26 protein-coding genes and 1 pseudogene are annotated in these 24965 nt (G+C 62.7%); 13 read left to right on the forward strand and 14 right to left on the reverse strand.

Features of this window, described 5'->3' with window-relative positions; genetic code table 11:
- Positions 1–63: 63 nt before the first annotated feature.
- Positions 64–468 carry a VOC family protein gene (locus tag BLJAPNOD_RS24960; RefSeq protein ID WP_077501796.1) on the reverse strand — a complete coding sequence of 135 codons (405 nt, stop codon included), beginning with the start codon at positions 466–468 and terminating at the stop codon, positions 64–66.
- A gap of 231 nt (positions 469–699) precedes the next feature.
- On the opposite strand from BLJAPNOD_RS24960, the gene BLJAPNOD_RS24965 reads away from it, so the two are divergent.
- Positions 700–1458 (forward strand): APH(3'') family aminoglycoside O-phosphotransferase, encoded by a 759-nt coding sequence (locus BLJAPNOD_RS24965; RefSeq protein ID WP_115421800.1) that lies wholly within the window; start codon positions 700–702, stop codon positions 1456–1458.
- A gap of 180 nt (positions 1459–1638) precedes the next feature.
- On the opposite strand, the gene BLJAPNOD_RS24970 is transcribed toward BLJAPNOD_RS24965, so the two are convergent.
- The 4 genes from BLJAPNOD_RS24970 to BLJAPNOD_RS24990 form a co-directional block, all read right to left on the reverse strand.
- The gene (locus tag BLJAPNOD_RS24970) at positions 1639–1899 is read right to left on the reverse strand and encodes a DUF1127 domain-containing protein (protein WP_244611077.1); all 261 of its coding nucleotides are present in this window, start codon (positions 1897–1899) and stop codon (positions 1639–1641) included.
- A 751-nt stretch (positions 1900–2650) separates the two neighbouring features.
- Positions 2651–3139, reverse strand: coding sequence for a heme-binding protein (locus BLJAPNOD_RS24980; RefSeq protein ID WP_077501609.1), 489 nt, complete (start codon positions 3137–3139; stop codon positions 2651–2653).
- 115 nt (positions 3140–3254) lie between these two features.
- On the reverse strand, positions 3255–3854 hold the full coding sequence (locus BLJAPNOD_RS24985) for a response regulator (protein ID WP_244611078.1): 600 nt from the start codon (positions 3852–3854) through the stop codon (positions 3255–3257).
- The gene (locus BLJAPNOD_RS24990) at positions 3851–5458 is read right to left on the reverse strand and encodes an ATP-binding protein (RefSeq protein WP_147294582.1); all 1608 of its coding nucleotides are present in this window, start codon (positions 5456–5458) and stop codon (positions 3851–3853) included. The genes BLJAPNOD_RS24985 and BLJAPNOD_RS24990 overlap by 4 nt, the downstream gene beginning before the upstream one ends.
- 368 nt (positions 5459–5826) lie before the next feature.
- Between BLJAPNOD_RS24990 and BLJAPNOD_RS24995 the strand changes: the two genes are divergently transcribed.
- A complete protein-coding gene (locus tag BLJAPNOD_RS24995; protein ID WP_115421803.1) occupies positions 5827–6132 on the forward strand; it encodes a hypothetical protein in 306 nt (101 codons plus the stop codon).
- 57 nt (positions 6133–6189) lie between these two features.
- On the opposite strand, the gene BLJAPNOD_RS25000 is transcribed toward BLJAPNOD_RS24995, so the two are convergent.
- Positions 6190–6729 (reverse strand): ribonuclease H, encoded by a 540-nt coding sequence (locus BLJAPNOD_RS25000; RefSeq protein WP_115421804.1) that lies wholly within the window; start codon positions 6727–6729, stop codon positions 6190–6192.
- Between the two features lie 194 nt (positions 6730–6923).
- On the opposite strand from BLJAPNOD_RS25000, the gene BLJAPNOD_RS25005 reads away from it, so the two are divergent.
- Positions 6924–7649 (forward strand): sterol desaturase family protein, encoded by a 726-nt coding sequence (locus BLJAPNOD_RS25005; protein ID WP_206750051.1) that lies wholly within the window; start codon positions 6924–6926, stop codon positions 7647–7649.
- 109 nt (positions 7650–7758) lie between these two features.
- Here BLJAPNOD_RS25005 and BLJAPNOD_RS25010 read toward each other — a convergent pair whose 3' ends face one another.
- Complete coding sequence (locus BLJAPNOD_RS25010; protein ID WP_077501598.1) at positions 7759–8451, reverse strand: RraA family protein; 693 nt, start codon at positions 8449–8451, stop codon at positions 7759–7761.
- Positions 8448–9653 (reverse strand): mannonate dehydratase, encoded by a 1206-nt coding sequence (gene uxuA, locus BLJAPNOD_RS25015; protein ID WP_115421806.1) that lies wholly within the window; start codon positions 9651–9653, stop codon positions 8448–8450. Before uxuA ends, BLJAPNOD_RS25010 begins: the two co-directional genes overlap by 4 nt.
- A 206-nt stretch (positions 9654–9859) precedes the next feature.
- Here uxuA and BLJAPNOD_RS25020 point away from each other — a divergent pair, with 206 nt between their 5' ends.
- The 10 genes and pseudogenes from BLJAPNOD_RS25020 to BLJAPNOD_RS36130 form a co-directional block, all read left to right on the forward strand.
- Positions 9860–10615 carry a FadR/GntR family transcriptional regulator gene (locus BLJAPNOD_RS25020; protein ID WP_115421807.1) on the forward strand — a complete coding sequence of 252 codons (756 nt, stop codon included), beginning with the start codon at positions 9860–9862 and terminating at the stop codon, positions 10613–10615.
- 92 nt (positions 10616–10707) lie between these two features.
- On the forward strand, positions 10708–11673 hold the full coding sequence (locus BLJAPNOD_RS25025; RefSeq protein WP_077501592.1) for a substrate-binding domain-containing protein: 966 nt from the start codon (positions 10708–10710) through the stop codon (positions 11671–11673).
- Positions 11674–11734: 61 nt separating this feature from the next.
- Complete coding sequence (locus tag BLJAPNOD_RS25030) at positions 11735–13270, forward strand: sugar ABC transporter ATP-binding protein (protein ID WP_115421808.1); 1536 nt, start codon at positions 11735–11737, stop codon at positions 13268–13270.
- Positions 13267–14259: an ABC transporter permease gene (locus BLJAPNOD_RS25035; protein WP_158556165.1), complete on the forward strand. Its 993-nt coding sequence runs from the start codon at positions 13267–13269 to the stop codon at positions 14257–14259. Before BLJAPNOD_RS25030 ends, BLJAPNOD_RS25035 begins: the two co-directional genes overlap by 4 nt.
- Positions 14260–14278: 19 nt before the next feature.
- A complete protein-coding gene (locus BLJAPNOD_RS25040; protein WP_115421810.1) occupies positions 14279–15064 on the forward strand; it encodes an SDR family oxidoreductase in 786 nt (261 codons plus the stop codon).
- A gap of 20 nt (positions 15065–15084) precedes the next feature.
- The gene (locus tag BLJAPNOD_RS25045; RefSeq protein ID WP_115421903.1) at positions 15085–16203 is read left to right on the forward strand and encodes a mannonate dehydratase; all 1119 of its coding nucleotides are present in this window, start codon (positions 15085–15087) and stop codon (positions 16201–16203) included.
- A gap of 9 nt (positions 16204–16212) precedes the next feature.
- On the forward strand, positions 16213–17115 hold the full coding sequence (locus tag BLJAPNOD_RS25050; RefSeq protein ID WP_115421811.1) for an SMP-30/gluconolactonase/LRE family protein: 903 nt from the start codon (positions 16213–16215) through the stop codon (positions 17113–17115).
- The gene (locus BLJAPNOD_RS25055; RefSeq protein ID WP_115421812.1) at positions 17112–18131 is read left to right on the forward strand and encodes a hypothetical protein; all 1020 of its coding nucleotides are present in this window, start codon (positions 17112–17114) and stop codon (positions 18129–18131) included. Before BLJAPNOD_RS25050 ends, BLJAPNOD_RS25055 begins: the two co-directional genes overlap by 4 nt.
- 353 nt (positions 18132–18484) lie before the next feature.
- Positions 18485–18793, forward strand: coding sequence for a hypothetical protein (locus tag BLJAPNOD_RS25060; RefSeq protein WP_244611079.1), 309 nt, complete (start codon positions 18485–18487; stop codon positions 18791–18793).
- A pseudogene (locus BLJAPNOD_RS36130) lies at positions 18790–18891 on the forward strand (filamentous hemagglutinin N-terminal domain-containing protein); the annotation flags it as partial. The gene BLJAPNOD_RS25060 and the pseudogene BLJAPNOD_RS36130, both read left to right, overlap by 4 nt.
- Positions 18892–19030: 139 nt before the next feature.
- Here BLJAPNOD_RS36130 and BLJAPNOD_RS25065 read toward each other — a convergent pair.
- The 6 genes from BLJAPNOD_RS25065 to BLJAPNOD_RS25090 all read right to left on the reverse strand — a co-directional run bounded on the left by BLJAPNOD_RS25065 (position 19031) and on the right by BLJAPNOD_RS25090 (position 24964).
- The gene (locus BLJAPNOD_RS25065) at positions 19031–19621 is read right to left on the reverse strand and encodes a 3'-5' exonuclease (RefSeq protein WP_244611080.1); all 591 of its coding nucleotides are present in this window, start codon (positions 19619–19621) and stop codon (positions 19031–19033) included.
- A gap of 292 nt (positions 19622–19913) precedes the next feature.
- A complete protein-coding gene (locus BLJAPNOD_RS25070) occupies positions 19914–20681 on the reverse strand; it encodes a thioredoxin family protein (protein ID WP_199566023.1) in 768 nt (255 codons plus the stop codon).
- A 154-nt stretch (positions 20682–20835) separates the two neighbouring features.
- Positions 20836–21621, reverse strand: a complete 786-nt coding sequence (locus BLJAPNOD_RS25075) for a MurR/RpiR family transcriptional regulator (RefSeq protein ID WP_077501577.1) — start codon at positions 21619–21621, stop codon at positions 20836–20838.
- Between the two features lie 105 nt (positions 21622–21726).
- Positions 21727–22503 carry a sulfite exporter TauE/SafE family protein gene (locus tag BLJAPNOD_RS25080; protein ID WP_115421814.1) on the reverse strand — a complete coding sequence of 259 codons (777 nt, stop codon included), beginning with the start codon at positions 22501–22503 and terminating at the stop codon, positions 21727–21729.
- Between the two features lie 97 nt (positions 22504–22600).
- A complete protein-coding gene (locus BLJAPNOD_RS25085; RefSeq protein ID WP_115421815.1) occupies positions 22601–23479 on the reverse strand; it encodes an MBL fold metallo-hydrolase in 879 nt (292 codons plus the stop codon).
- 3 nt (positions 23480–23482) lie between these two features.
- Positions 23483–24964, reverse strand: a complete 1482-nt coding sequence (locus BLJAPNOD_RS25090; protein ID WP_077501564.1) for an aminotransferase class V-fold PLP-dependent enzyme — start codon at positions 24962–24964, stop codon at positions 23483–23485.
- Between the last annotated feature and the right edge of the window lies 1 nt (position 24965).

The following is a 24965-nucleotide window of genomic DNA, read 5'->3' on the forward strand; positions in this document are numbered from 1 at the left end:
GATCGCAGTATCGACGGGCACGAGCGCCATATCCTGTTGTGCTGTATTGGCTTCGGCTGCCGCTCAGGCCCTGCCATCCGTAAACTGAACAAGATCCCAAAGGTTGCCGTAGAGGTCCTTAAAGACCGCGACAGTTCCGTAGGAGGCTTCTTTGGGTTCCCGGACGAAATCGACACCGCGCCCCACCAAATTGTTGTAGTCGCGCCAGAAGTCGTCGGTTCGCAGGAAGAGAAAGACCCGTCCTCCCGCCTGGTCGCCGATAAAGTCCTGCTGATGGGCATTGGACGCACGCGCAAGAAGCAAGGAGGTGTTGCCGTCACCTGCAGGCTTGACGACGACCCAGCGCTTGTCCTGTTCCGGTTGGTAGCTATCCTCCACCAGGACGAAATTCAGCGTGTTCACATAGAAATCGATTGCTTCGTCATAGTCACGGACCACAAGAGCGATGAGTGCGAGCGCCTGGTTCATGTCCACATTTCCTTCGTCCTGCTGTGCTGCCGTGTTGACTGCAACCGACTGATCGCGCATCGGCGCGCGATACACCTATGTATGAACTGGCTGGCGACGCCCTGCTATCGGTCGTTCGACCGTTGCAATCTTTGCTGGCGACACCCAGCTAACTCAAGCCGTTTCAAGAGTGTGGGAGCCTTCGCTTTGATTTGGACACAGGAATTGCTCGGGCGTTTGCCCTGCGAATGGATGCCTGTCATGGCCGGCGAGTCCGGAGATGTCGTCTACCGGCGCGGCGACGGGCGCGCCTATGCCAAGGTCGCAACGGCTGCTCGCTCCGGCGAGCTTTCCGGCGAGCGCGATCGGCTCCTGTGGCTGCAGGGCAAAGGCATCCTGACGCCGGACGTTATCGATTGGCACGTGGCGGAGGACGGTGCCTGCCTCGTAATTTCAGCAATAGAAGGCGTGCCGGCCGCCGAGCTGTCGGCTACCGACCTGCTTTCGGCCTGGCCTTCCATGGCCCGGCAACTCGGTGCTCTCCATGCGCTGGATGCCGGCCAATGCCCTTTCGATCGCAGCCTGGCGCGGATGTTCGAACGAGCTGCAGACGTGGTTGCGCGCAATGGCGTCAACTCCGATTTCCTGCCGGACGACGACCGGAAGACGCCGGCAACGGAATTGCTGGCACGGGTGGAGCGCGAACTCGCACTTCGCCTCGAGCAGGAGGCGAGGGACCGGGTGGTCTGCCACGGCGACCCGTGCATGCCGAATTTCATGGTCGACCCTCAAATTCTACGCTGCACGGGCATGATCGATCTCGGTCGTCTCGGCACTGCAGACCGCTACGCTGACCTGGCTCTGATGACCGCTAACGCGCGTGAAACCTGGAAGACGGCGGAGCAGGAACGGCGCGCGGCGGCGATGCTGTTCGAGACGCTGGGGATCTCGGCCCCCGATCGCGCCCGTCTTGATTTCTATCTGCGGCTCGATCCACTGACTTGGGGCTGATGGCGCCATCGGTCGGCCGGTCGCTCGCCGATTAAGCCCCTTGGTTCGCTTGAGCGCTAAATTCTGCAGCAAGGGTAAGGCTCTGTCAGAGCAGATCACGGGCACGACTGGCGTCGCGCCCGTGTGGCAATAGTGGCACCAACCGTCTCGCCCTGACGGGTTGACGGTTGTGTCCCCACATCAGTTGATCCGAACGGTCGGAGCCCACCTGGGCGATGCCCAGGCCGCGATCCAAGGATCATCGGGCGGCTCGTCGATTTCGGGAAGCCCGATATCGCGGCGCATCCGGTTGGAGAGACCGGTCGCCTGGTTGACCAGCCGGTGATGCCGCCAGGCTGCTCGAACGAGGCCGGTTGTTGTTCTCCAGATGCCGAAGGTACGGCACAGGTCGTCGAGGGTCGCCGGCAGAGTGCCGGAGACTGCAAATGATGTCTCACGCATATTGTTATCCCGTCGCTGCGACGCGATCGGTCCTCTAAAAGTTGATTTGGGCCTGGACGCGAATTTTCTCGCGGTAAGCCGGTAACGTTAGGTCAGTTGGGAAATGCCGATCCGTTGACGGTCAGCGTTCAGGCGCTTTGTGAACCCGGGCGGGCAAAGCAGGATGCAATGTGCATCCCGAGTACAGCAACGGATCCACCAGAAGTGCGCATATTATAGAGAGTATATGTCATCTCACGCCTCCTTTAGTGTGGGTTGCAGACAATGTAACGTCGCACGGGATTGCTTGCTCGGCAAGGCACAATTTCGAAGTGCAATTTCTTACGGCAAATATGTTGCCTGTCTGCAACACAATACTGTTGTGGGCGTTCGACAGGCCTGAGCGCACTGTGAGGAGACGCTTGAATAGTACGCGCCCGTGGCAGCGGAGCGCTGCCCTGGCACCCTGAACGACGGCGCCTGCCGGTTCACTGTGATCGTGGAAGGCCTGTGGCGGGCCGCTTATGCAACTGGGGGCGCAGGATCGATTTACCAGTTCGACGTCGTGTCCGGTGCAGCAGATTTCGATCCGCTGGGAAATCCCGCGAAGCGAGACAATCGATTGTGAAAGAGAGGGATGCTGACGACATTCTGCCGCTTGCGCGGCGCTTGAAGGATACCGACCTGCCGTCGATATACGTCCCCCAGGGCGGCGTGGCCGCCCTGGGGGACGTTGCGGATCTGGCCGAAGGCCCGGTCAGCACGGGTCAAATTACTTGAGTTGCCCGGCGGCCTTTTCAATTGCGGTCGCGGCGCAGGCCTCGTCGAGATTGCCGCCGGGAGCGCCACCCACGCCGATCGCACCGATGGTGACGTCGCCGGCCTTGATCGGGACGCCGCCGGCAAGCACGAGGAAGCCTTCAATGTTGACCAGCTCGGCCGCTGCCGGGTTCTTGGCGACGTTCTCGGCCATTTTCGAGGTCGGCGTGCGTGATGATGCCGACGTGAACGCCTTGGCACGCGCCGCCCCAACCGTATGAGGGCCGGCATTGTCGGCGCGCACGAGCGCGCGCAGCACGCCGGCGCGATCGACCACTGCTGCCGTCACGTTGTACTTGTCGGCGGCGCAGGCCTGAACGGCATTCACGGCGATCTCGACGGCAAGGCTGGACGGGATGTTCTTTTCGGTGAGCAGTTCTGCCTTTGCGGTGCCGCTGGCGACGACGAGTGCGCAAGCCGTTGCGAGAAGGGTCTTGTTCATGGCGTGGGTCCTATCCTTGTTCCGGGGAAGCGGTTCGCTTTTCCGAAACCAGAACTACCCAATCAGCCCGAGCGGCAGAATCCGCGATGCCACCACCCTGCATAGGTAGGACAACCTATGCCGGCCCTTTCTCCGCCATCGTCAAGCGCACGAACTCGGCCACGGAACTGGTGCCGAGCTTGTCGGCGATCTTCGCCCTGTGCGCATCGATTGTTCTTGCCGAAATGTTGAGCGCCGCCGCGATCTCCTTGCTCGCCCAGCCCAAGGCAACCATGTCGAGGACTTCGCGCTCGCGTTCGGTCAGTCGGGCCAGCTGCTGGCGTGCCTCGCGCTTTTCGAGCCGCGCGTCGAAGCTGGCGAATGCCTGCTGCAGCGCTTCCACCAGCACCTCGCCGTCGACCGGCTTGGTCAGAAAGTCCTGGATGCCCGCCTTGAAGGCACGACGGCAGGCCGCGACGTCGCCATGGCCGGTGATCATGATCGTCGGCCAGTCAATGCCGCGCTCGGCCAGTTTTGCGTGCAGTTGCAGCCCCGAAACCAGCGGCATGCGCAGATCGACAATCAGGCATCCCGGTTTCGCTTCATCGACATGGGTCAGGAAAGCCTGGGGATCGCCAAAGGTTTCGACGGTGATGCCGTATGTGCTCAGCAGAAAGGCGAGCGCTGTGCGCACGGCCTCATCATCGTCGATCAGATAGACCCGGTATTTGCTCACAGCGTCTCCCGTTTCTGCGTGCGTGGCAGCGTGATCGTAAACCATGCCCCGCCATCTGGAGCGTTTTGCGCTTCTATTGCGCCGTCGACGCGCTCGATCAGCGTCTCACACAGCGAGAGCCCCAGCCCCATGCCGTCAGCCTTGGTGGTGAAAAACGGCTGGAACAGCTTGGGAAACGCATTTGCCGCGATCCCCGGTCCATTGTCGCGAACAATGATTTCTAGCTCATCGCCAGCAGCAAGTGTCTCGATCTCGATCTGCGGTCGGACAGTCTGCGCGTTTTCCAGCGCGTCGGCCGCGTTGCGGATCAGATTGTGCAGCACCTGCTCCAGCTCGATCGGGTCGACGTCGGCCTCGGGCCCTTCTTTCGTCAGGTCGAGCTTCAATTGGATGCCGCGCCGCTCAAGGTCGGCGCCTGTCAGCGCTGCAATTTCGGCAACGATACCGTTGATCGCACTAGTGACTGGTTCCGGCGCGCGATTGGAAGCATAGTCGCGCATCCGCTTCAGCATCTCTCCCGCACGCTTCGCCTCGCGGACATTGACTTCAAGCGCCTCGGAGATCAGCCCGATATCGGGCCGGTCGGCGCCGGCCAGTCTGAGTGCTGCCTGACTGCGGCTCAGCATCGCCGTCAGGGGCTGCGTCAGTTCATGTGCGATGCCTGATGCCAGCTCCCCCATGGCGTTGACGCGCGAGGCATGTGCGAGAAGCGCCTGGCGCTCCTGCAACAGAGCCCGGGCTTCAGCCTCCTGCGTCGACTTCAGAGATCTCTGGACGGCAGCCCGCTGGCGCAGCGCGAACATCAGTGCAAAAGACGCCAGTCCGGCCATAGTGGCAAAGCCGATCAGTTGTCGCATCGGCAACAATGTTTCGGTCGACATCCGCCGCTCGAGCGACAGCGATATCCTCTGGCTGACGCTGTCTATCGTCGATTCGAAGCGGGCGGGGGCAACGAAGGACGCGGTGGCACTCGCCGTCTCCTCGGCCGGCAGATCGACCAGGAGATGGTTGTGGAGCGTCAATCGCATATGGGCCCAAGGCGGCCGCTCCTCCGGTTCAAGCAAATGGCGGGCATCAATGGAAAGCACCAGCGCGGCGTTTGAAGGCGCTTGCGCCCGTTTGGCGAGGAGATACCGTCCGTTCCGGCCGGCATAGGCCTCGACCTTGCCGCGTTGCTGCCCTTTGATGGCGTCGCGCAGCGGCGAAAGGTCTTCGCCCCCGCCGGCGGGGACTTCGATCATCGGGACATGCGCATCGTTGCTTCGGGTTGTCGCGGTTGCGTCCAGGCCAGCTTTGTCGTCCAGCGAAACAAGCGCGAGCCAGGCGATGCGTGGATAAAACCGTGCAACGCTTTCCATCACCTGGCGGGTGGCATCCAGCCGGGCCGGCTCGGTGTCATCGGCAAGCGCGATCAGGCTCGTCATGTGGGCGTCGTGCTGTGCCGCGCGCTGGGATATCAGCCGGTGCAAGGTTCGCCCCGCGACGGTCAGTTCATCGCCTAGGCGCTGCCGCGACGCTTCGACGGAATAGAGCGCAAAGGCAAGAACCGCTGCAAGCCATAGCGCGATACCGAACAGCCAGGATTTCAGGAGTCCGTTGCTCACTTCCACAAATCCAGGGTCGAAGACGACGTGATCGGCCTGCCACCGGCGTCTTCCGCCTGGTCCAACGCGTGCAAGGGAAATGGAGAGGTCAATTCAAACATGGCTCTGCTTCGCGGGCTGACGCATCTCTAGCCCGATAATCTGCCCAGGAAAAATTGGGGCCGTCCGATCTCATAGCACGCACGCGTGAAGATGAAACCCGACAGAAGCAGCAGTCTGCGGTGGGAGCACCCTCGCGCCCGTCATGCAACAGCCGCATGGCCGACATGATTTGCTAATGGACGCTGCGATCCCATATCTACACCAACACCTGAATTCGACGTGATGCCAGCGCAGCAGCTTATCCAGCCGGGCGCGAAGGAGATAACATGATCGAGATCCCAAAGACGTTGGAAGACATGAGCATGCGCGAACGGTGCGGCATGCTGGAGACGGTCGCCTGTGCGCTGGAGGCTGTCGCCGAAGAGGCGGAAGACCTGGGCGACATCCGTTTCGCGGCCCACTCGAAATGCGTCGCCTGCACGATCCGCGGATACACGGACAATCTCGCGACGCAGGATATCAAGTCCGCCGAGCTGCTTCTCGAACTGGGTATCACCCTCGTCCATCTGTCTTCGACGCGATCAGCCGGTGCCGAGGCCACGATGTCTCACAATACGTTCGTCTGTCACTAGCGGTTCCGGGCAATGTCGCCATTGGCGCGACCATGCTGGCGAAAGACACGGGCGGTATCAGCGGGCGTCGGTCCGGGCAGACTGCCGCCCAAATGCCGCAAGCCTATCTGCACGCTCGTTGCCGACGAGCCCGGAATGACCTTTGCACCAGGCGACAGTCAGTTCGGGGTTGCTGCGTAGCTGAAGGTCTATTGCCATCCAAAGCTCGGCATTTGCGATTGTCCGGCTTCGGACTTTCGCATTCGCCACAATCTTCTTCCAGCCGTTGTTCTTCCAGATCTGGCGCCAGCTGTTGCAGCCGTTAACCGCGTAGACGCAATCGGACCAGACGATTGCGCGTTCGCCAGGCACATTGCCGTTGATCCATAGCGCTGCCTTGAAAAGCGCAGTCAACTCCATCGTGTTGTCGGCGGAACGCCGGGCGCCACCGAACTCGGACGCGATCTCCGCACCATCGTGATAGACGACAAATGCCCAGCCGCCCTCTCCGGAGCTCGGTTCATACGAGCCATCGGTGAAGACGTGGAAACCTGCTGGAGAAAGCTGCGCCTCGGCCGTATTCGTGCCGGAGTTGAGCCTGGTGAAGGCGTCGTTCATATCGCTGGTCTGCTCCTGCGTGCCACTTTGCCCATTTCTATCAGACGATCCGCAATGTTGCGCCTTTTTGCTGGCAGCACATCGCGACCGCAGTTCGCCGGATTGAAAACGCCAATCGAACCTTCGGTCGAGCCGGGCCACCCACCCCTTCGCGTTTCTACGGCATCCGCCGTATGGTCACGGAAGGAGGGGCGATGCACACAAGCGACCTCGTCTATCAAGGGGCGTGGAGGTGTGCAGTGCAGCTCAATCGGTGGAACTATTACGGTGACTTCGTCGTCTATCCGGTTGTTGTCGTCCTCCTCGCGGTCCTGGCTTTGGGGGTGCCGCCCGGCGCGGAATGGTGGCGCTACGGCTTGTTGTTCTGCACCGGTGTGATCGCCTGGACATTTGCCGAATATGGTCTGCATCGCTTCGTGTTTCACCGCACTCCGCGCATCCGCGACCTGCATGAGGCACATCATCGCGATCCGCACGCTTTGATCGGCATGCCAACATTTACCAGCGCGCCCGCGTACCTAATCCTGTTGCTGTTTCCACTCTGGTGGATCGGCGGTCTGGCGTTTGCCTGCAGCCTGACGGCAGGTTTCCTGTTCGGCCATCTCTGGTATGTCACGGTTCATCATCTCGTGCATCATCGAGGCGCGCGCCAAGGGTCGCTGCTCTCGACGCTCAAGCGGCGTCACGCGTTGCATCATCACGTGTCGCCGGAGGGCAACTTCGGCGTTACATCAGGCTTTTGGGACCGGGCGTTGGGGACCAATATCAAGCCGCGCCGCAATCCGGCACGTTCTCCGGCAAGCGGCCCTCATCGCGCAGAGGAGAGAGACCGGGGTGGGCAGCTCTGTCGCTCGACCCGGGCGCCTCGCTCGCCCGTTGCTCATCGAGTCCCCAAACCCGTCGGCATCCTCGACGGTTGAGCGGCCTTCTGTTTTAGAAGGCCGCCGCGGCAGCTGGGGTCGGCCTTGGCGGGCCGGCAAGCCTTTCGCCCGTGGGCGGAGGTACCTAACCGCTCCTCACCTTCGCTGACTACATGACACCGAAGCGCTCGAACGCCTCGACCGTGCTCATGCCGGCCTCAATGGCGAGGCGAACCTTGTTTTCCGTCTCGGCCTTTTCGAAGGCGAGGGCGATCGCCTCCTGCTCCGCCTCGCGCGGAATGACCAGCACGCCGTCGCGATCGCCGAAGAGAATGTCGCCGGGCCGGATGCGGATGCCGCCGATCTCGATCGGAACCGCGTAGTCGACCACCTTGCCGCGCGGGCCCTGATCCTGTGCATAGGACCCGTAGCAGAAGGTCGGGAAATCGAGGGCGAGGATGCCGCCGCTGTCGCGGCAGTAGCCGTCGCAGATCGCGCCTGCGGCCTTCAGCTGGATCGCGCGCGTCGACATCAGCTCGCCCCATACGGCATAGCGTGGCGAGGAACCGGCACAGACGTAGATTTCGTTGGGCTTCAGGCTGTCGAGCGCATGGAACATCAGGCCGAAGGGTTTGGTGGTGATCTCGGCGTGGCCGCTGGTGCCCGTGGTTGCAAAGAAATCCGCCTCCAGCACCGGCATGGCGCGTCCGACCGCCACCATGTCATCGCGCAGGGCCTTTATCCGCGGTGGCAGGAACTGGTGCTGTAATCCCATCGTGTCCAGTATGTCGCCGACAACGGCGGTAAAAAGCCGGCTTCGCATGGCAGCGAACAAGCCGGCATCGTCCTCAAAAGTCTTCATCGTGTCACCTGTTCGGTCTGTGCGGCCTTGACCACTGAAATGCCCTGCATCACGCCACGGATCTCGGCGAGCCCCTTCAACCGGCCGATGAGCGAGTAGCCGGGATTGATCCTTTCCTTGCCGATGTCATCGGCAAGCAGATGCCCATGGTCGGGGCGAACGGGGATCTGCCAATCGTCGCGCCCCTCGCCCTGGCGGCGTTCCTGCTCGTCGAGGAGGGCGAGAATGACGGCCGGAATGTCGCTCGAGCCGCCGAGATGGTCGGCCTCGTGAAACGAGCCGTCCGCTTCGCGCTGGACGTTGCGCAGATGGGCGAAATGGATGCGGGGGCCGAACTCGCGCACCATGGCCGGCAGGTCGTTCTCGGCGCGGGTGCCGTAGGACCCGGTGCATAAGGTCAGGCCGTTGGCCGGGCTGTCGGCGGCGGCCAGGATGCGGCGCGCGTCATTGGCCGTGGAAACGATCCGTGGCAGGCCGTAGAGCGGAAAGGCCGGATCGTCGGGGTGAATGCAGAGCCTTATCCCGATCTCTTCGGCAACGGGCACGATCTCGCGCAGGAACCGGGCGAGGTTTCCATGCAGGTCCTCGGCGCTGACGCCATCGTATTCCGCCAGCGCTCCAAGAAAACTGGCGCGATCGAACTTGCGCTCCGACGCCGGCAGGCCGGCAATCAGATTGCGTTCGATCCGGTCGATCTTTGCGGGTGCCATCGCGGCAAAGCGAGCCTGTGCCGTTTCGATTTGAGCCGGGGAGTAGCTTTGTTCGACACCCGGCCGCTTCAGCACGAACAGATCGTAGGCGGCAAAATCGATGGCATCGAAGCGCAGTGCGTATCCGCCGGTCGGCAGCGGATGCATGAGTTCGGTGCGGGTCCAGTCGACCACCGGCATGAAATTATAGCAGACTGTGTGAATGCCGCAGCGCGAAAGCGCGCGCATCGTGTCCTTGTACCAGCCGATGTAGCGTGCGCTGTCGGAGGACGCCAGCTTGATCGAATTGTGCACGGGAATGCTCTCGACCACGCTCCAGCGCAGACCTGCCGTCTCGATCAACGCCTTGTGCTTCAGGATCTGATCGTCGGACCAGGGTGAGCCGTCATAGATGTGATGCAGCGCCGTGACGATCCCGGTCGCGCCGGCCTGCCGGATATGGCTGAGCGGCACCGGATCGTCCGGGCCATACCAGCGAAAACACTCTTCCATTGGCCTCATCTCTTGAACTCCTGCGATCTCGGTGGCGATCTTTATTGTTGGACCAGTTTGCGCATTAAGGATCGCAGTCGACGTAAATTCAAGTGAAAAGACGTCGATAAGTGCAAATTCCCCCTGATGAAAGCGAATATTCTGCAGGGCGCTTGACTTGTTTTCGAATCTGGACCAACAAATAAAGCGACACACAGGAGGAGAGCGTGGCGCACAATTCGGCAAAACCGGAGCATTCGGCAAGTGTCGAGCCAGGCGAGGTCGGCAAGACGTCGGCGGTCGACAGGCTCGTCGAGCAGATCAGGGATCTGATCGCCGAACGCGGCCTCGGCATTGGCGACGCGCTGCCGACCGAGCGCGATCTCGGCGAACAGTTCCAGGCGGGTCGCAACACGGTTCGCGAGGCGCTTCAGGTTCTGCGCGCCTATGGCCTGGTCGAGACGCGGCCTAAGGTCGGTGCCGTCATCAGCGGCGGTCATGGCGAGGCGATCCGCAGGCTTTTTGCCTTTCACAACGGCATATCGTCCGATTCTTTCCGCGACCTTCAGGGCTTCCGCCGCATCATCGAAACGGGCGTTGGCGATCACATCATTCTTCATGCAAGCGAGGCTGACCTCGACAGGTTGGAGGCGGCCAATGTCCGGATCCGGACGGCCGAGAGCGCCGAAGAAGCGGCCCGCTACGACTACGAATTCCACGAGGCCATCGTCGAACTGTCAGGCAACAGGACGACGCTTGCGGCCTACCGGATGATGCGCGCGGTCATTGAGGAAGTCATGCGCCTCGGCAAGGCGGAGCGGCCGGTGCAATCGGCGACCTACGAGGCCCACGCCGAAATCATCGGCGCGCTGAGGGCGCGCGACCGGATCGCCTATGCCTATCTCATGAGCCGTCATCTCGAATTCGGCATCAAATTCGTCGGCGCGCCATCGGCTGGCCAGTCCGCCATGACCAAGACCTAGGCGGCCGTATCGTTTCCAGCATCCAGTCAGCACCGGCCCCTCTGCCCGCGGGTCCGGCCATACGATCAAGGGCATCGGGGAGGAGACCCAAAATGATCAATGCAAAACGCCACGTCCTGACGCTCGCAGCCCTTCTGGTGAGCGCCAGCTTCACACCCAATGCCGCCCTTGCCGACGGCAAGGCCATCGCCGGCATCGTCTTCCAGCAGGACCAGTATTTCCGTGGCATCCAGATCGGCATGGAGAAGGCGGCGGAAGCGGCCGGTGACGAGCTTCTCGCCGGAAACAGCGACAGCAAGCTCGAAAAGGAAGCGCAGCTGATCGACACCTACATCGCCCGCGGCGTCAACTCGATCGTGGTCGCGCCGCTGTCGGCCGACGCTTCCGTTCCAGCGCTCAAGAAGGCGCGCGATGCCGGCATCACCGTGGTTACCTATGGCACATCGGCCAATGGCGATGTCGCCCAGGCGACGGTGACGAGCTCCGACAGGGATATCGGCATCGGTACCGGCGAGGCGGCCGCGCCGTTCCTGAAGACGCTCGGCAATGGCGAGAAGGTCAAGATCGGCACGCTCGCCTTCAAGGCGCTGCTGCCGGAACAGTCGAATGCGCGTGTCGACGGCTTCTTGCACGTGGTGTCCGACCAGGTCGAGATCGTTGCCCAACAGGATGCCTGGCTCGCCGAAAAGGCATTGGCCGTTGCCAGCGACATGTTGACCGCCAACCCGGATATCAAGGTGATCTATGCTGCCAACGAAGGCGGCACGATCGGCGCCGTCCAGGCGGTGAAGAAGGCCGGGCTCGAGGGCAAGGTGTTCGTCTTCGGCACTGATGGTTCCGAGCAGCTCGCCAACATGCTTCTCGACAAGGACAACGTGCTGCAGGCGACCACCGCGCAGCAGCCTCTCGAGGTCGGCAAGCAGGCGATCGAGGCCGCCCAGAAGCTTCTGGAAGGCAAGACGTTCGAAACGAAGGTCAACGTTCCCGTCCTCCCCTTGACGCGCGCGAATGCCGACGGCGTTGCCGCTTACAAGGAAGGCCTGAAGGCTCTGAAGTGAGGTTGTCGGGCGGGGCCTTTCGGCCCTGCCCACCATTTGCTACGCCAACCGGGAACCACGGATGACCTACTCTCAGCCTCGGACAGAAGCCGCCCAGGGGCGGCTCGCGTTCCGATCCGTCACGAAACGTTACGGCCCGACGGTTGCCCTGTCGGAGTTCACCCATGAGTTTGCCCCTGGGCGGGTTCATGCCCTGATGGGAAAGAACGGTTCCGGCAAATCGACGCTGATCAAGCTTCTCGCCGGCGTGACCGAGCCCACGTCGGGCACGATCAGCGTCAACGGGAAAGACCAGGCCTTTACCTCGCCGCATGATGCGTTCGATGCCGGCATCGTGACCGTGCACCAGGAACTGTCGCTGGTTCCGGAACTCTCCGTCGGCGAGAACATCTTTCTTGGTCGCCTGCCGCATGTCAGGCGCGCCGGCTTTCGCGTCGTCGACTGGAAGGGTTTGCACCGGCGCGCGACAGAGCTTCTGTCAGACATGGGTCTTTCGATCGATTCCCGCCAGCCGGTCTCAGCGCTCAGTGTCGGACAACAGCAGGTGGTCGAGATCGTCAAGGCGATGTCGTTCAACCCGTCGATCCTGCTGTTGGATGAGCCGACATCGGCGCTCGCCTCGAAAGAGGTCAAGCAGCTTTTCGCGTTGATCGAGCGGTTGCGGGCGCGCGGCGTGACGATGATCTACATCACGCACCGCATGAGCGAGCTTTTCGAGATCGCCGACACCTGCACCGTCATTCGCGACGGCCACTATATCGGCGCGGTCGAGATGCGGGCGACCTCGCCCTCCGAAATCGTCGGCATGATGTTCGGCGATGCCGCCCGCACGACACGCCCGCCGCGCCAGGCGATCGACCGGGGGAAGCCGCTGCTCGAAGTGCGCGGCCTGACCCGTGCAGGGCACTTCAACGACGTGTCCTTCGACCTTTATCGCGGCGAAATCCTGGGCATTGCTGGCCTGCTCGGCTCGGGCCGCACCGAGCTCATGCGGGCGATCTTCGGCGCCGACCGGATCGATGCCGGCACGGTTCGCCTTCAAGGGCGATCGATGACGGGGGCCACGCCGAGCCGGATGCGGGCCGCCGGCCTTGGCTACACGCCGGAGAACCGCAAGGAGGTTGGCCTCGTGCAAGCTCTGCCGACCGCCGACAATCTCTGCATGGCAAGTCTCGGCCCCATTGCGCGCGGCGGGATCATCTCGCGTCGCCGCGAACAGCCGTTTATCGACCGCCAGATCGCCGACCTGCACATCAAGTGCGGCGACCCGGAACTGCCGGTGTCTTCGCTATCGGGCGGCAATCAGCAGAAGGTGGTGATCGGCAAATGGCTGAACACGGCGCCCTCGGTGATGTTTTTCGACGAGCCGAGCCGTGGGGTGGACGTTCGGGCCAAGCGGCAGATCTTCGACATCATCTGGCAAAAGGCCTCGGACGGCCTTTCAAGCATCTTCGTTTCGACCGAACTCGAGGAAGTTCTCGAAGTGGCAGACCGCATTCTGGTGATGCATCACGGCAATGTGGTCGCCGAAGTCGATCCCACGCGGACCGATCTTACCCAACTCTACGGCCTATGCATGGAAGGGGCCTCCCAATGACACTTGTCAGCCAAACCGCAGAAGGCGGCGGACAGAACCTATCGCTGCGCCTGCTCAAGACCTACCCGATGGAAATCATCCTGGCGGGGCTGGTCCTGTTTCTCATCCTGATGGCGCCCGGCTTTGCCTCGACCGCCAATATCCTCAACGTGTTGCGCACCGTGGCGATGCTGGGGATCATCGCCTTCGGCATGACCGCGGTGATCGTCTCGGGCGAAATCGATCTTTCGGTCGGCGCCGGGGTGGCGCTCTCCGGATGCATCGTCGCCTGGTTCGCCGATGCCTACACGGACGCGATCGGCGGCTGGAGCGCGGTCATTCTCGGTTTTGCCGTCGCGCTCACCGTCGGCTTTTCGCTCGGCTATCTCACCGGCCGCTTCCGGCAATGGTTCAATGTCCCGACCTTCATTACCACGCTGGCGCTTTTTGCCGCCCTTCGCGGTGTTGCCAATCTCATCACCGGCGGGTTTCCGCTGTCGACCTTTCCGGCCGGCTTCGATTTCCTCGGCGGCGGCTACCTCTTCGGCATTCCCTTCCCGGTCTACATTTTCGCGCTCACCTTCGCAGCCATGCACTTCCTGATGAAATACACCAGCTTCGGCCGCGAGGTTTATGCGGTCGGCGGCAACATGGAGGCAGCGCGGCTTTCGGGCATCGACATCTGGAAGGTCAAGGCGCTGACCCTCGGCCTCACCGGCGCGCTGACCGCGATTTCCGGCACGTTGATCGCGTCGCAGATCGGCGCCGGCACCGGAACAACCGCAACCGGCATGGAGCTTGACGTGATTGCGGCCGTCATCATCGGCGGCACGTCGCTCTTCGGCGGCAAGGGCCGCATCTGGGGAACGTTGATCGGAGTGCTTTTCCTCGGCTGCATCTCCAACGGCATGACGCTGATGAACGTCAGCGAGTACTGGCAATACGTCGTGCGGGGCGGGATCATCCTGGGTGCCGTGCTTCTCAACCAGGTCCTGGAACGTGTGCGTTAAGGGAAGTTCGGAGCCGATCATGACTGAATTTGCAGGAAAAATAGCGCTGGTGACCGGAACCTCCGGCATTGGCCTGGCATCGGCGATAAGGCTTGCCACGGCCGGCGCCACGGTATTAGCTTGCGGCAACGATACCGCAGCCAACCAGACATTCGACCGGGTCGCCAAGGAGCGCGGCCTGGCAATGGCTTCGCGATTGACCGACGTGTCGGTTGAAGCAGATGTGGCGGCTGCCGTCGCGGACGTCGTATCGCGCCATGGCGGGCTCGATATCGTCGTCAACGCGGCTGCCGTCCATCCGTTTGGCACCGTTCTCGACACCAGTTTCGAGACCTGGCACCGATGCCTGTCCGTCAATGTCGGCTCGATCTACCTGACCGGACGTTTCGCCATCCCCGAGATGACGAAGCGCGGCGGCGGGGCGATCGTCAACATCTCTTCGGTTCAGGGCCACGCCTGCCAGCAGAACGTCGCGGCCTATGTCGCCACCAAGGGGGCCATCCATGCGTTGACGCGTGCGATGGCGCTCGATCACGCCGACGTCGGGGTGCGGGTGAATTCCGTCAGCCCCGGTTCCGTCCGCACGCCGCTCTTGTCGCTGGCTGCGCGCACCTATGGCGGCGAGGGCGTCAGCGAGGAGGAAGCCTTTGCCCGCTTTGGGGCTGCCCATCCGATCGGCCGCATCGGCGAGCCGGAGGAGGTCGCGGAACTCGTCGCCTATCTCGCATCCGATCGTGCCGGTTTTATCACCGGATCGGACTTCCGCATCGACGGCGGGCTCACCGCCGGCATCGGCGTGAAATAATCGCACAGGGAAAAATGAAGATGAAAATCGGCCTTGGCCTCTATCGTGAACAGCTCACGCCCGACAACTATCGCTTCGCACTCCAGTCCGGCGCGACCCACATCGTTGCGCACCTGACCAATTATTTCGCCGGCAAGGATCCGAAGATCGACAGCGGCGACAACGGTGGATGGGGCGATTGCTCCACGGACCGGCTTTGGACCTATGAGGAGCTGTCGGTTCTGGTCGAGGACGTGCGTGCAGGCGGGCTCGAGCTTGCCGCGATCGAGAATTTTTCGCCGCGCTTCTGGCACGATATCCTGCTCGATGGACCGGAACGCGGCGTGCAGATCGAAGCGCTGAAGCAGTTGATCCGCGATGCCGGACGCGCTGGCGTGCCTTGCATTGGCTACAATTTCTCGCTCGCCGGCGTCTATGGCTGGACGCGGGGTCCCTATGCGCGCGGCGGTGCCGAATCCGTCGGCTTCGGCGTCGAGGATGCGCCGGGTGCCGTGCCCGATCCGGATGCGCCGATCCCCGATGGCATGGTCTGGAACATGCGCTATCGGCGCGGCGTGCCAGGCGCCAAGTCGATATCGGTCAGCAACGCCGAGATCTGGGATCGTCTCTCCCGATTTCTGAAAGAGGTCGTTCCGATCGCCGAGGAAGCGGGCGTCATGCTTGGCGCCCATCCCGATGATCCGCCGGCGGAAGTGCTGCGTGGCACCGCCCGCCTGGTCAACCGGCCGGAGAAGTATGACCGGCTGATGTCGATCATCGATTCTCCGTCCAACGGGTTGGAGTTGTGTCTCGGCTCGCTGCAGGAAATGCCAGGCGGCGACATCTATGAACACGTCCGCCGGTTCGCGCGGTCAGGGCGCATCGGCTACATCCACTTCCGCAATGTGAAGGGCAAGATGCCGCGCTACGTCGAAACCTTCGTCGATGAAGGCGATATCGACATGGCTGAGATCGTCCGCATCCTGCGCGATGAGAACTATCAGGGCGTGATGATCCCCGACCATACGCCGGCCATGACCTGCGCTGCGTCGTGGCATGCGGGCAAGGCCTTTGCGCTGGGGTACATGCGCGCGCTGGTGCAAAACGCCCATGCGCTCGGGCCGTCGCAGTCGCTCGCCCACGATCTCGCGGCCGAATAGGAGGCGCGGATGGAGAGGTCCGTCATTTGCGTTGCCCCGGTCGGCGACAAATGCGGCGAGGGCGCCGTCTGGTCGGCATCCGAACAGGCGCTCTACTGGAGCGATATCAACCGCTTCCTTGTTCACCGCTATGACGAGGCGAGCGGTTCGGTCCGCTCCTGGTTGTTCGAGGAGCCGGTCGTTGCGGTATCGCTGACCGACGAGCCCGGGCGGTTCCTTCTGGCGCTTGCCTCAAAACTCGTCTGGTGGTGGCCGGATACTGACCGGCGCGAGGAGCACGGCTTCCGCTTGCCGGGCTCTCCGCGCGTGCGCCTGAATGATGGGCGTGCCGATCCGGCGGGAAACTTTTGGGTCGGGTCGATGAAGAACAATGTTCTGCCCGATGGCGAACTTGGCGAGACTGCAGAAGGCGAGGGTATTCTCTACCGCATCGCGACGGATGGAACGGTGAGCGAGTGGCGGCATGGGCTCGGTATCTCCAACACGCTGTGCTGGAGCCCCGATCGCAGCACCTTCTATTTCGCCGACACGCTCGCAAACGAGATCTACGCCTTCGACTATGCAATGGCGGACGGTTCGATTTCGAACGAACGAGCCTTCCTTGCCGACTTTTCCCGCGGTTCGCCGGATGGCTCGGCGATGGATAGCGATGGCTATCTCTGGAACTGCCGCTTCGGCGGCGGATGCATCGCGCGCCTGTCGCCCGAAGGGACTGTCGCGGAGGTGATCGAAATGCCGGTCACCAATATCACGACCTGTACCTTCGGAGGCGCCGACCTGAAGACGCTCTACGTCACGACGGCCAGCATTCTCTCGAAACCGGGCGAGCGGCTGGCCGGCAGCCTTTATGCTCTCAAGGTCGACGTTGCCGGGTTGGCGGAGAACAGCTTTGGCGGGGTTGCTTCCGCATGACCGAGACGACAAGGCGCGGCATGGCCTGGGCGCACGGAAACCTCACGGTACAATCCCTGGGCGCCATGCTGGGACCGGTCACCTTCCTGTTGCCCGATGGGCGGCAGGTCAGTCCGCTGCATGTCGCGCCCTGGGGCCAGGATCCGAACCGAACGACGCTGCCGCCGATCCTTCAGGAACTGCGCGGCGAATGGCCCTGCGTGCCGTTTGGCAGCGACGGCTCGCGCCCGTTGCCCAAGGGCTGGTCGGACACCGGTGAGAGTTTCACTGGCGCGGATGTGCCGCACGGCCACGGCTCGAACGTCCACTGGAACTGGGAAGACTGCGACGATCGACAGATCGTCTTGACGTGCAGCTATCCTGACGGCCATCCGGTCAGGCACTTGCGCCGGCGCATCGTGCCGGACCCGCGCGCCGCCGCCGTCGATATCACGCTGGAGATCGAGGTGCGGAAACTTTGCCGGCTTCCGATCGGCCTGCATCCCACTTTCCGTCTGTCGCCCCGGCCCGGATCGGTCGCCATCGAACCCGGAAACTATGGCGAAGTCCACAGCTTTCCCGGCGATGTGGAGCCGGGCGCGACGCTGTTTGCGCCGGGTGGGCGCTGGTCGAGGCTCCAGAGCGTTGATACCCGCGACGGCACCACCGTCGATGCGGGGTCGGTGCCGCTTGACCGGAACGCCGAGGAACTGCTGCAGCTTGTCGGCATCGACGGCGCGGTCGCCCTACACTATCGGGACGAAGGGTTTCGTGCACGGCTCGAATGGCAGAAGGAGCACTTTCCAAGCCTGCTGCTCTGGTACAGCAATCGCGGCCGCAGGGTCTATCCATGGGAGGGCAAACATCTGGCCCTCGGCGTTGAGCCGGTCTGTGCGGCCTTCGACCTCGGCCCGGCCGTGTGCACGGCCGACAACCCGGTGGCTTCACCGACCGCCCCGACCTCGCTGTCGTTCCATCCCGATCATCCATTCATCACGCGCTACCGGCTCTCCGTCGAAGCAGCTCCTTTGGGTTGAAACCTTCGCGCTGTCTCGTCGGTATCTTGAAACACGACAACCGTGTCCCACGGTGCCCGCGAGATGGCGCCTTTGCTTCGGTTCCAACCGGCGAATCTCTGAATTCCCCGGCGCGTTGCGCGAAAAGCACGCCTTTTGTTGCCGCTCGTTACATCTGGCGCATTTCGTTCCTGGCTCCTTGTGCCTTTCCCGCGATATCGCTGCTCCCGATTTGCGCTCCGAATTTTGTCGTATCGTTTCAGTGCCATAGGCCTGTTTAGAACGATGCAGCGACAAATCTGGTGCGGCAAGGCTCACAACGGCGAAGGCGGAAAGCTGCCTTCCGGCTGCAACGGTCACCGGGGATACTTTGAATGGCATACAAGGCGAACAGCACGAATTCTCATCGCTCCTTTGGCGGGGGCGCTCGCTCATTTCGCCTTTTGCCGGCTTTTCTGGCTTCCACATCCCTGATCGTAAACCCGGTTTTTGCGGGCGATCTGCTGCCGACGGGCGGCTCCGTCGCATCAGGTTCCGTATCCATCGGCACAAGCGGCACCACCATGACGGTGACCCAGGGGTCGGACAAGGCCATCGTCAACTGGAATGGCTTTTCCATCGGGCAGGGGCATGCGGTCAATTTCGTTCAGCCCGAGCATCGTCAGCGATCCTCAATCGCGTGACGGGTTCGGCGACATCCGACATCGCCGGTGCTCTGACCGGCAACGGACAGGTCTACATCATCAACCCCAACGGGATCGCCATCACTTCAACCGGCACGGTGAAGGTCGGCGGCGGCTTTGTCGCCTCGACACTGGATGTTTCGGACGGCGACTTCAGGCATCGTCGGTTCGTCTGCCGGAACCGCCATGTCCAACGCCCTATTCCGGGTATCCAGAATGAAAGTGCCTGCCGGCCGATCACGTCTTTCGGCAGGTGCAGGCGTCGTAGCCGTTGGCAAACAATCGGCCGGCCCGCATGCCAATCGCCATCGGAACGTCGCGGACCTGCGAAACACGCAGAGATCGGGCCATTGCAATTGCCGCTTCGGCGCAGATGGCCGCGTCTTCGGCAGCGTTGTGATGGGCGAAGGTCAGTCCGAGATGGCCGGCCAGGATATTGAGCTTGTGCGATCCGAGATGCGGCCAGACCTTTTGCGCCATCTTCACCGAACAGAGATAGGACAGTTCTGGGTAATCTTGCCGGTAGAGATCGAGACATGAACGCCAGACGCTGAAATCGAAGGCGGCATTGTGGGCGATCATGGTCGCGCCGCGAAAGTCGTCGGCGAACTCGTCCATCACCTCGGGAAACTCGCCCGCATCTTCCACATGTTCCGGGCGAATGCCGTGGATGGCGATGTTGAAGGAGGAAAAGCGCATGTTTTTCGGGCGGATCAGCCGTTCCTCGACCCGCACGACACGGCCATCCTCGATCCAGGCCAGACCGACGGAGCAGGCGCTGCCTCGCAGCTCATTAGCGGTTTCGAAGTCGATGGCGATGGTCTTCAAGGCACTCTTCCGGCTGGTCTTGTGCAGCAGGATTGAGGCGCTGCAGCATCCTTCGCCCGCCACATTGAACGCGCGACGAATGCTTTAGCGGTATGCGCGCGATTCGGCAAAGCACGCTGCGCTTCGGCGCCGCAAGCGCGCCGACTCGCGGGATCCTGCCTTAATCACGGCCGGTCGGCGCCCGGGGTCGTCGTCACGTTCCGCATTTCGCGACCTTTGCCGACGTTGCGCGCATCAACGGCCGGCAGAACGCTTGGCGTATGCGATAGGCACGCTCATGGCGTCTCGATTTTTACTTGTCCCGGAACGCCGCTTCGCCCGTTTCCGACACTTCGACCCATTTTTTGTCGGGCGCGGCGTCTGCGCCATAGTTGTCGTTCCAGTTCCACCATTTGTAGGTCGGCGTCTGTGGATAGCCCGGAGGGGACTCCTCCCAAACCTCCTGCCGCCCGAGCGGCGTGATGTCGAGATAGTTCCAGGTGCTCCCCATCTGTTCGTCGCCGCGGTTGTTGATGAAGTAGGTGCGGAATACGCGCGCGCCATCGTGGTAGAACACATTCGTTCCGTGCCATTCGGCGACCCCGAAGTCGGCATCGAAATCGTCGGTAATGGTGAACCACGGCATTTCCCAGCCCATGCGCGCCTTGAGCCGCGCGATATCCGCCTGCGGCGCGCGCGACACAAAGACGAGCGTGGTGTCACGCGCGTTGAGGTGGGCCACGTGGGCAACCTGGTCGGCGACCATGGAGCAACCTCTGCAGCCATGATCGGGCCAGCCGAACACGCCCGGTTCGAAGAAGGCGCGGTAGATGATCAATTGGCGCCGGCCGGCGAACAGCTCGATGAGGCTGGCTCTGCCCGCGGGACCATCGAAGACATAGGCCTTGTCCACGGCCACCCATGGCATTCGCCGACGTTCGGCGGCCAAAGCGTCGCGCGCGCGGGTCTGGGCCTTTTCCTTCACCAGCAACTGCTGGCGGGCTTCTTCCCAGGCTTGCGGAGATACGACCGGTGGCGTTTGCATGGCAGGGTGCCCGCTTTTTTCCGCTGATGTCGTCATGACGTTTGAAACCTCCTCGTTGGCGCGGGCGTCTTCGCCCGAGATTGCGCTGGAGGTAGTTTCGCACCGCAGCGGGTTCGATGGGAGTAACAAGTATGACGGCATTGCGGTTGCCGGCGTGCCGGGCATCACGGCAGCGCTTGCCCGGGACGGTTCAATCGGTTTTGCCGAGCTCCGGTGCCAACAGCGCGAAGAGAACATCCAGCATCACATACATCGGCGCGCGGCCGGTCGGAACGATGAGAGGTCCTGCGGATGTCCGGTAGGCATTGAGATTGATGTTCTCGTCGGCAAGCGAGGCGACGATGGAGCCGCCAGGTGAGATGGCCACGACGCGCGCGCCTGACTTCTTGGCGATCTCGATGTTGGAAATCAGATAGCTGGTGCGGCCGGAGAAGGAGAGGACGAACAGCACATCCGAGGGCGACAGGCGTGCCGCAGAGACCATCTGCAAGGTCGGATCGGAATAGGCGACGCTCGCGATCCCGAGGGAGGCCATGCGATGCTGGGCTTCGCCTGCCAGAAAGCCGGATCCACCATAGCCATAGACGTCGATCCGGCGGGCACGCGCCAGAAGATCCACGGCGCGGCGCAGGGAAGCGAGGTCGAGGTCATGCCGCGTCTCCCGCAACGCTTCCGCCGCACGATTGAAGATGTCGTCCACCATGCCGGCGAAGGGATCGGTTCCGCTTTCGGCGATGGTTGCAGTGGACTGGCGCACGGCAAGCTGCTGGGCAAGTTTCAGGCGGAAATCCGGAAATCCGTCGCAGTCGAGCCGCCGGCAGAAACGGATGATCGAGGGTTCGCTGACCTTGGCGACGCGCGCAGCATCCGTGATCGACCAAGTGATCGCCGTGCTCGGCGTGTCGAGGATCGCTTCCGCGATCCTGCGCTCGGCGGGCGTGAACTGGGACAGGGATTGCCTGATCAGATCCAGCATGGAACCCAACGTACCGACGTCTTGGAGGCTCGTGTCATAAAGCGTCTTTCGCAATTGCGGATTACAACCTGCCGTCGGCCATCAGCTTCGACAGCGCCCGCGGTCCTAGCGCAAGGCATAAAGCGCCAGACCGATTGCGACGGCGAAGGTGAGTGCCGCAAACAGCAGATTCAACGTGGATTGATACTTGCTGAAGCTATGGGCGGCGCGGCACCCCGTAAGGGCGCCAAGCGCTCCGCCGCCGATGAATGAAAAAGCGAGCGGCCAGTCGACGAGGCCGGAGAATGTGTAGCTTGCCCCGGTGGTCAGGCCGAATGCGGAAATGGCCACCAGCGATGTGGCGATTGCGTTGATCGTCGGCATGCCGGTGGAAACCATCAGGCCCGGCACGATCAGGAACCCGCCACCGATCCCGAAGAAGCCGGAGACGATGCCGGTTCCGGCTCCAAACGAGAGCACCTTCGGCGCATTTCTGGGCGTGCAGCTCGATCCCGGATCGCCAACCATGTGCCGCCGCCTGAGCATCGTCACGCTGACGACAGCCATGAGTACCGCAAACAACAGCAAGAGCCTTTGTCCATCCAGGGCCTTGCCGAGCGTTGCGCCGATCCATGCGCCGCCGATGCCGGTGATGCAGTAAAGGGCAGCGCAGCGCCATTTCACCGTGCCGTGTCGCGCATGCATCGCCAGTCCCGACAGCGCGTTTGCCGCAACCGCGACGGCACTGGTCCCGATTGCCACATGCACGTTGCTGACGCCGACGACTTGGACGAGCAGAGGGACGGCCAGAATCGAGCCGCCGCCGCCAAACAATCCAAGGCTGAAACCGACGAGACCGCCGCACAATGCTGCCAGGACGAACTGGACAACATCTAGCGTCATGGCCCGCAGCCCCGGCAAGCGTGAGACGACGACAGCAGCGATGCACCCGGGCCGGTGGAAAGCCCTGTTGCCGAACGTTGTCTCGAAGAGAAAGTCTTCAGGACCATGCTGCCCCTCGCAGCGCGTCGATCGGGAATTTCAGGTAGCGCCGGCCGTTGTCCTCCGGCTCCGGAAGCCGGCCGCCATTGATGTTGACCTGGAGGGCATGGAGGATGAGCTTGGGCATCGGCAGCGTTCGATCCCGTCCCTCGCGGAACGCGACAAACTCGTTTTCGCAGGCATAGCGCGTCAAATGGATGTTGTCCGCCTTCTGCAGGGCGACAGTGCTTTCCCAGCGCGGTTCGCGGCCACCTGGCTGATAATCGTGGCCGACCAGGATGCGGGTGTCATCAGGCAGGGCCATGATATCGCGGATGCTCGACCACAGCGCGTTGGCACTGCCGCCGGGGAAATCGGTGCGCGCGGTGCCGCTGTCCGGCATGAACACCGTGTCGTGCACGAAGGCAGCGTCTCCGACCAGATAGGTGATCGACGCCAGCGTGTGACCCGGCGAAAACATCACCCCGGCCTCGAGGCTGCCGATCCGGAATGTGTCGCCGCGATCAAACAGCCGGTCCCATTGCGATCCGTCCGTTTTGAGGCTTGGCCAGTTATAGATGTCGGCCCACAGCTTCTGCACCTTGACGATCTGCGTACCGATGGCGGTCGGCGCGCCGGTCTCGGCCTTCAAATAGGCGGCGGCGGAAAAATGGTCGGCATGCGGATGGGTATCCAGGATCCACTGGAGGTCCAGGTTCTGGTCCCGCACGAAGTCGAGAAGCCGATCAGCGTTGGCCGTCGCGATCGCGCCGGACTTCTCGTCGAAGTCGAGGACCGGATCGACGATCGCACAGGCCCGCGTTTTCGGATCACTGACCACATATTGCACGGACCAGGTTCGCGGGTCGAAGAAAGCCGCAATGTCGGGCCTCGTCATCTTTCACGCCCCCAGTGCAAGTGCAGCGCGCGGGAAGAAAATGGCGCGTGCCGGATCGAAATCGTAATGCTGCTCGTAGCTGGCCGCGTCGGCTGCAAGCTGTGCGACGGCCTCGAGGATGAACGCCACTTCCTCGTCTGAAAGCAGAACGCTGAAGTTCAGCCGGACAAAACCCGGCTTCAGCATTTCCTGCCCTGAAAGGATGGCCTCGCGCAGTCGCTGCGATTCTTTGTCGTCGATGCCCAGCAGTCGGTGCACGTAGGGGCCGGCGCAGGCGCAGCCGCCGCGTGCCTGGATGCCGAAGCGATCGCTGAGCATACGGGTTACCAGTTGCTGATGGACATGGCCGCCCCTGCCGTCCCTGACGCGGAAGGAAAAGATCGGCAACCGCTGCGGCCCGAGCGGACCAAGCAGTTCCAGCCGCTCGTTGCCCTGCCACGCGGCGATTGCGCGGCGGGTCAACTCCGTGTTTCTGGCCTGCATTGCCGCAGCGCCGATTGCTTCCTTGACGAGGAAGGCGAGTGCCGCGCGGATATCGCCGACGACGTTCGGGGTTCCTGCCTCCTCGCGTGCCTCAAGGCTTTGGCTGTAGTCATGGCCGGTCGGAGAGACGAACTTGACGGTGCCGCCGCCGGGCCAGGAGGGTTTGGTCGCAGCGGCCGCGTCGCGCCGCAGGATCAAGACACCCGACGTGCCAGGCCCACCGATGAACTTGTGCGGCGAGATGACCACGGCGTCGATCGCGCCGTCCTCGTCGGGTGACATGTCGATCGGCAGGTAGGGACCGGCGCCGGCATAATCCCAGACCATCTTTGCGCCGGCAGCCTTGGCGATCCGGGTGACGGCAGCAACGTCCGTGACGATGCCCGTGACATTGGAGGCGGCGGAGAAGGCGCAAACGGTAAGATCGGCCTGTTGCTTCAACGCTGCCTCGAGCGCGGCAAAATCCGGCCCGCCGGCGGGACACTCGGCGATCTCGATCACCTCCGCACCGCTTTCGCGCCAGGGCAGGATATTGGAATGATGCTCGTAGGGCCCGATCAGGATGCGAACGCGCCGGCCATCAGCGACCGCCTCGGCAACACCCAGCAGGCTCACCAGCCGGTTGATGCCGGCGGTGGCGCCCGAACCCGCGAAGATAACGGCGTGCTCGGATCCCGCCCCGCAGCAGGCAGCGATCACAGCGCGCGCGTCACGGCGCAGCCTGGTCATGGCGCCGCCGCAGTAGGACGCTTCGGTGTGGCTGTTGGCGTAGTAGGGAAGCACCTGTTCGAGGACGAAATGCTCGATCTGCATCAGTGCCCGGCCGGATGCGACATAGTCGGCATAAACGAGGTTCTTGACGCCGAAGGGACCGTCGATCTTTGCGGTCTTGCCCACCAGCCCGGCCCGAAGCGCTGCAATTGCGTTGTCGCCGGCAAGGCTTTGCCGAAACGCGTCGAGCGGGCCGGTAAGGTGGAGCTGGCTTGGGCACGGCGTCGTCATC

It is taken from the genome of Ensifer sp. M14, from assembly GCF_003355565.1.
In the GTDB taxonomy this organism is placed as follows: Bacteria; Pseudomonadota; Alphaproteobacteria; order Rhizobiales; family Rhizobiaceae; genus Ensifer.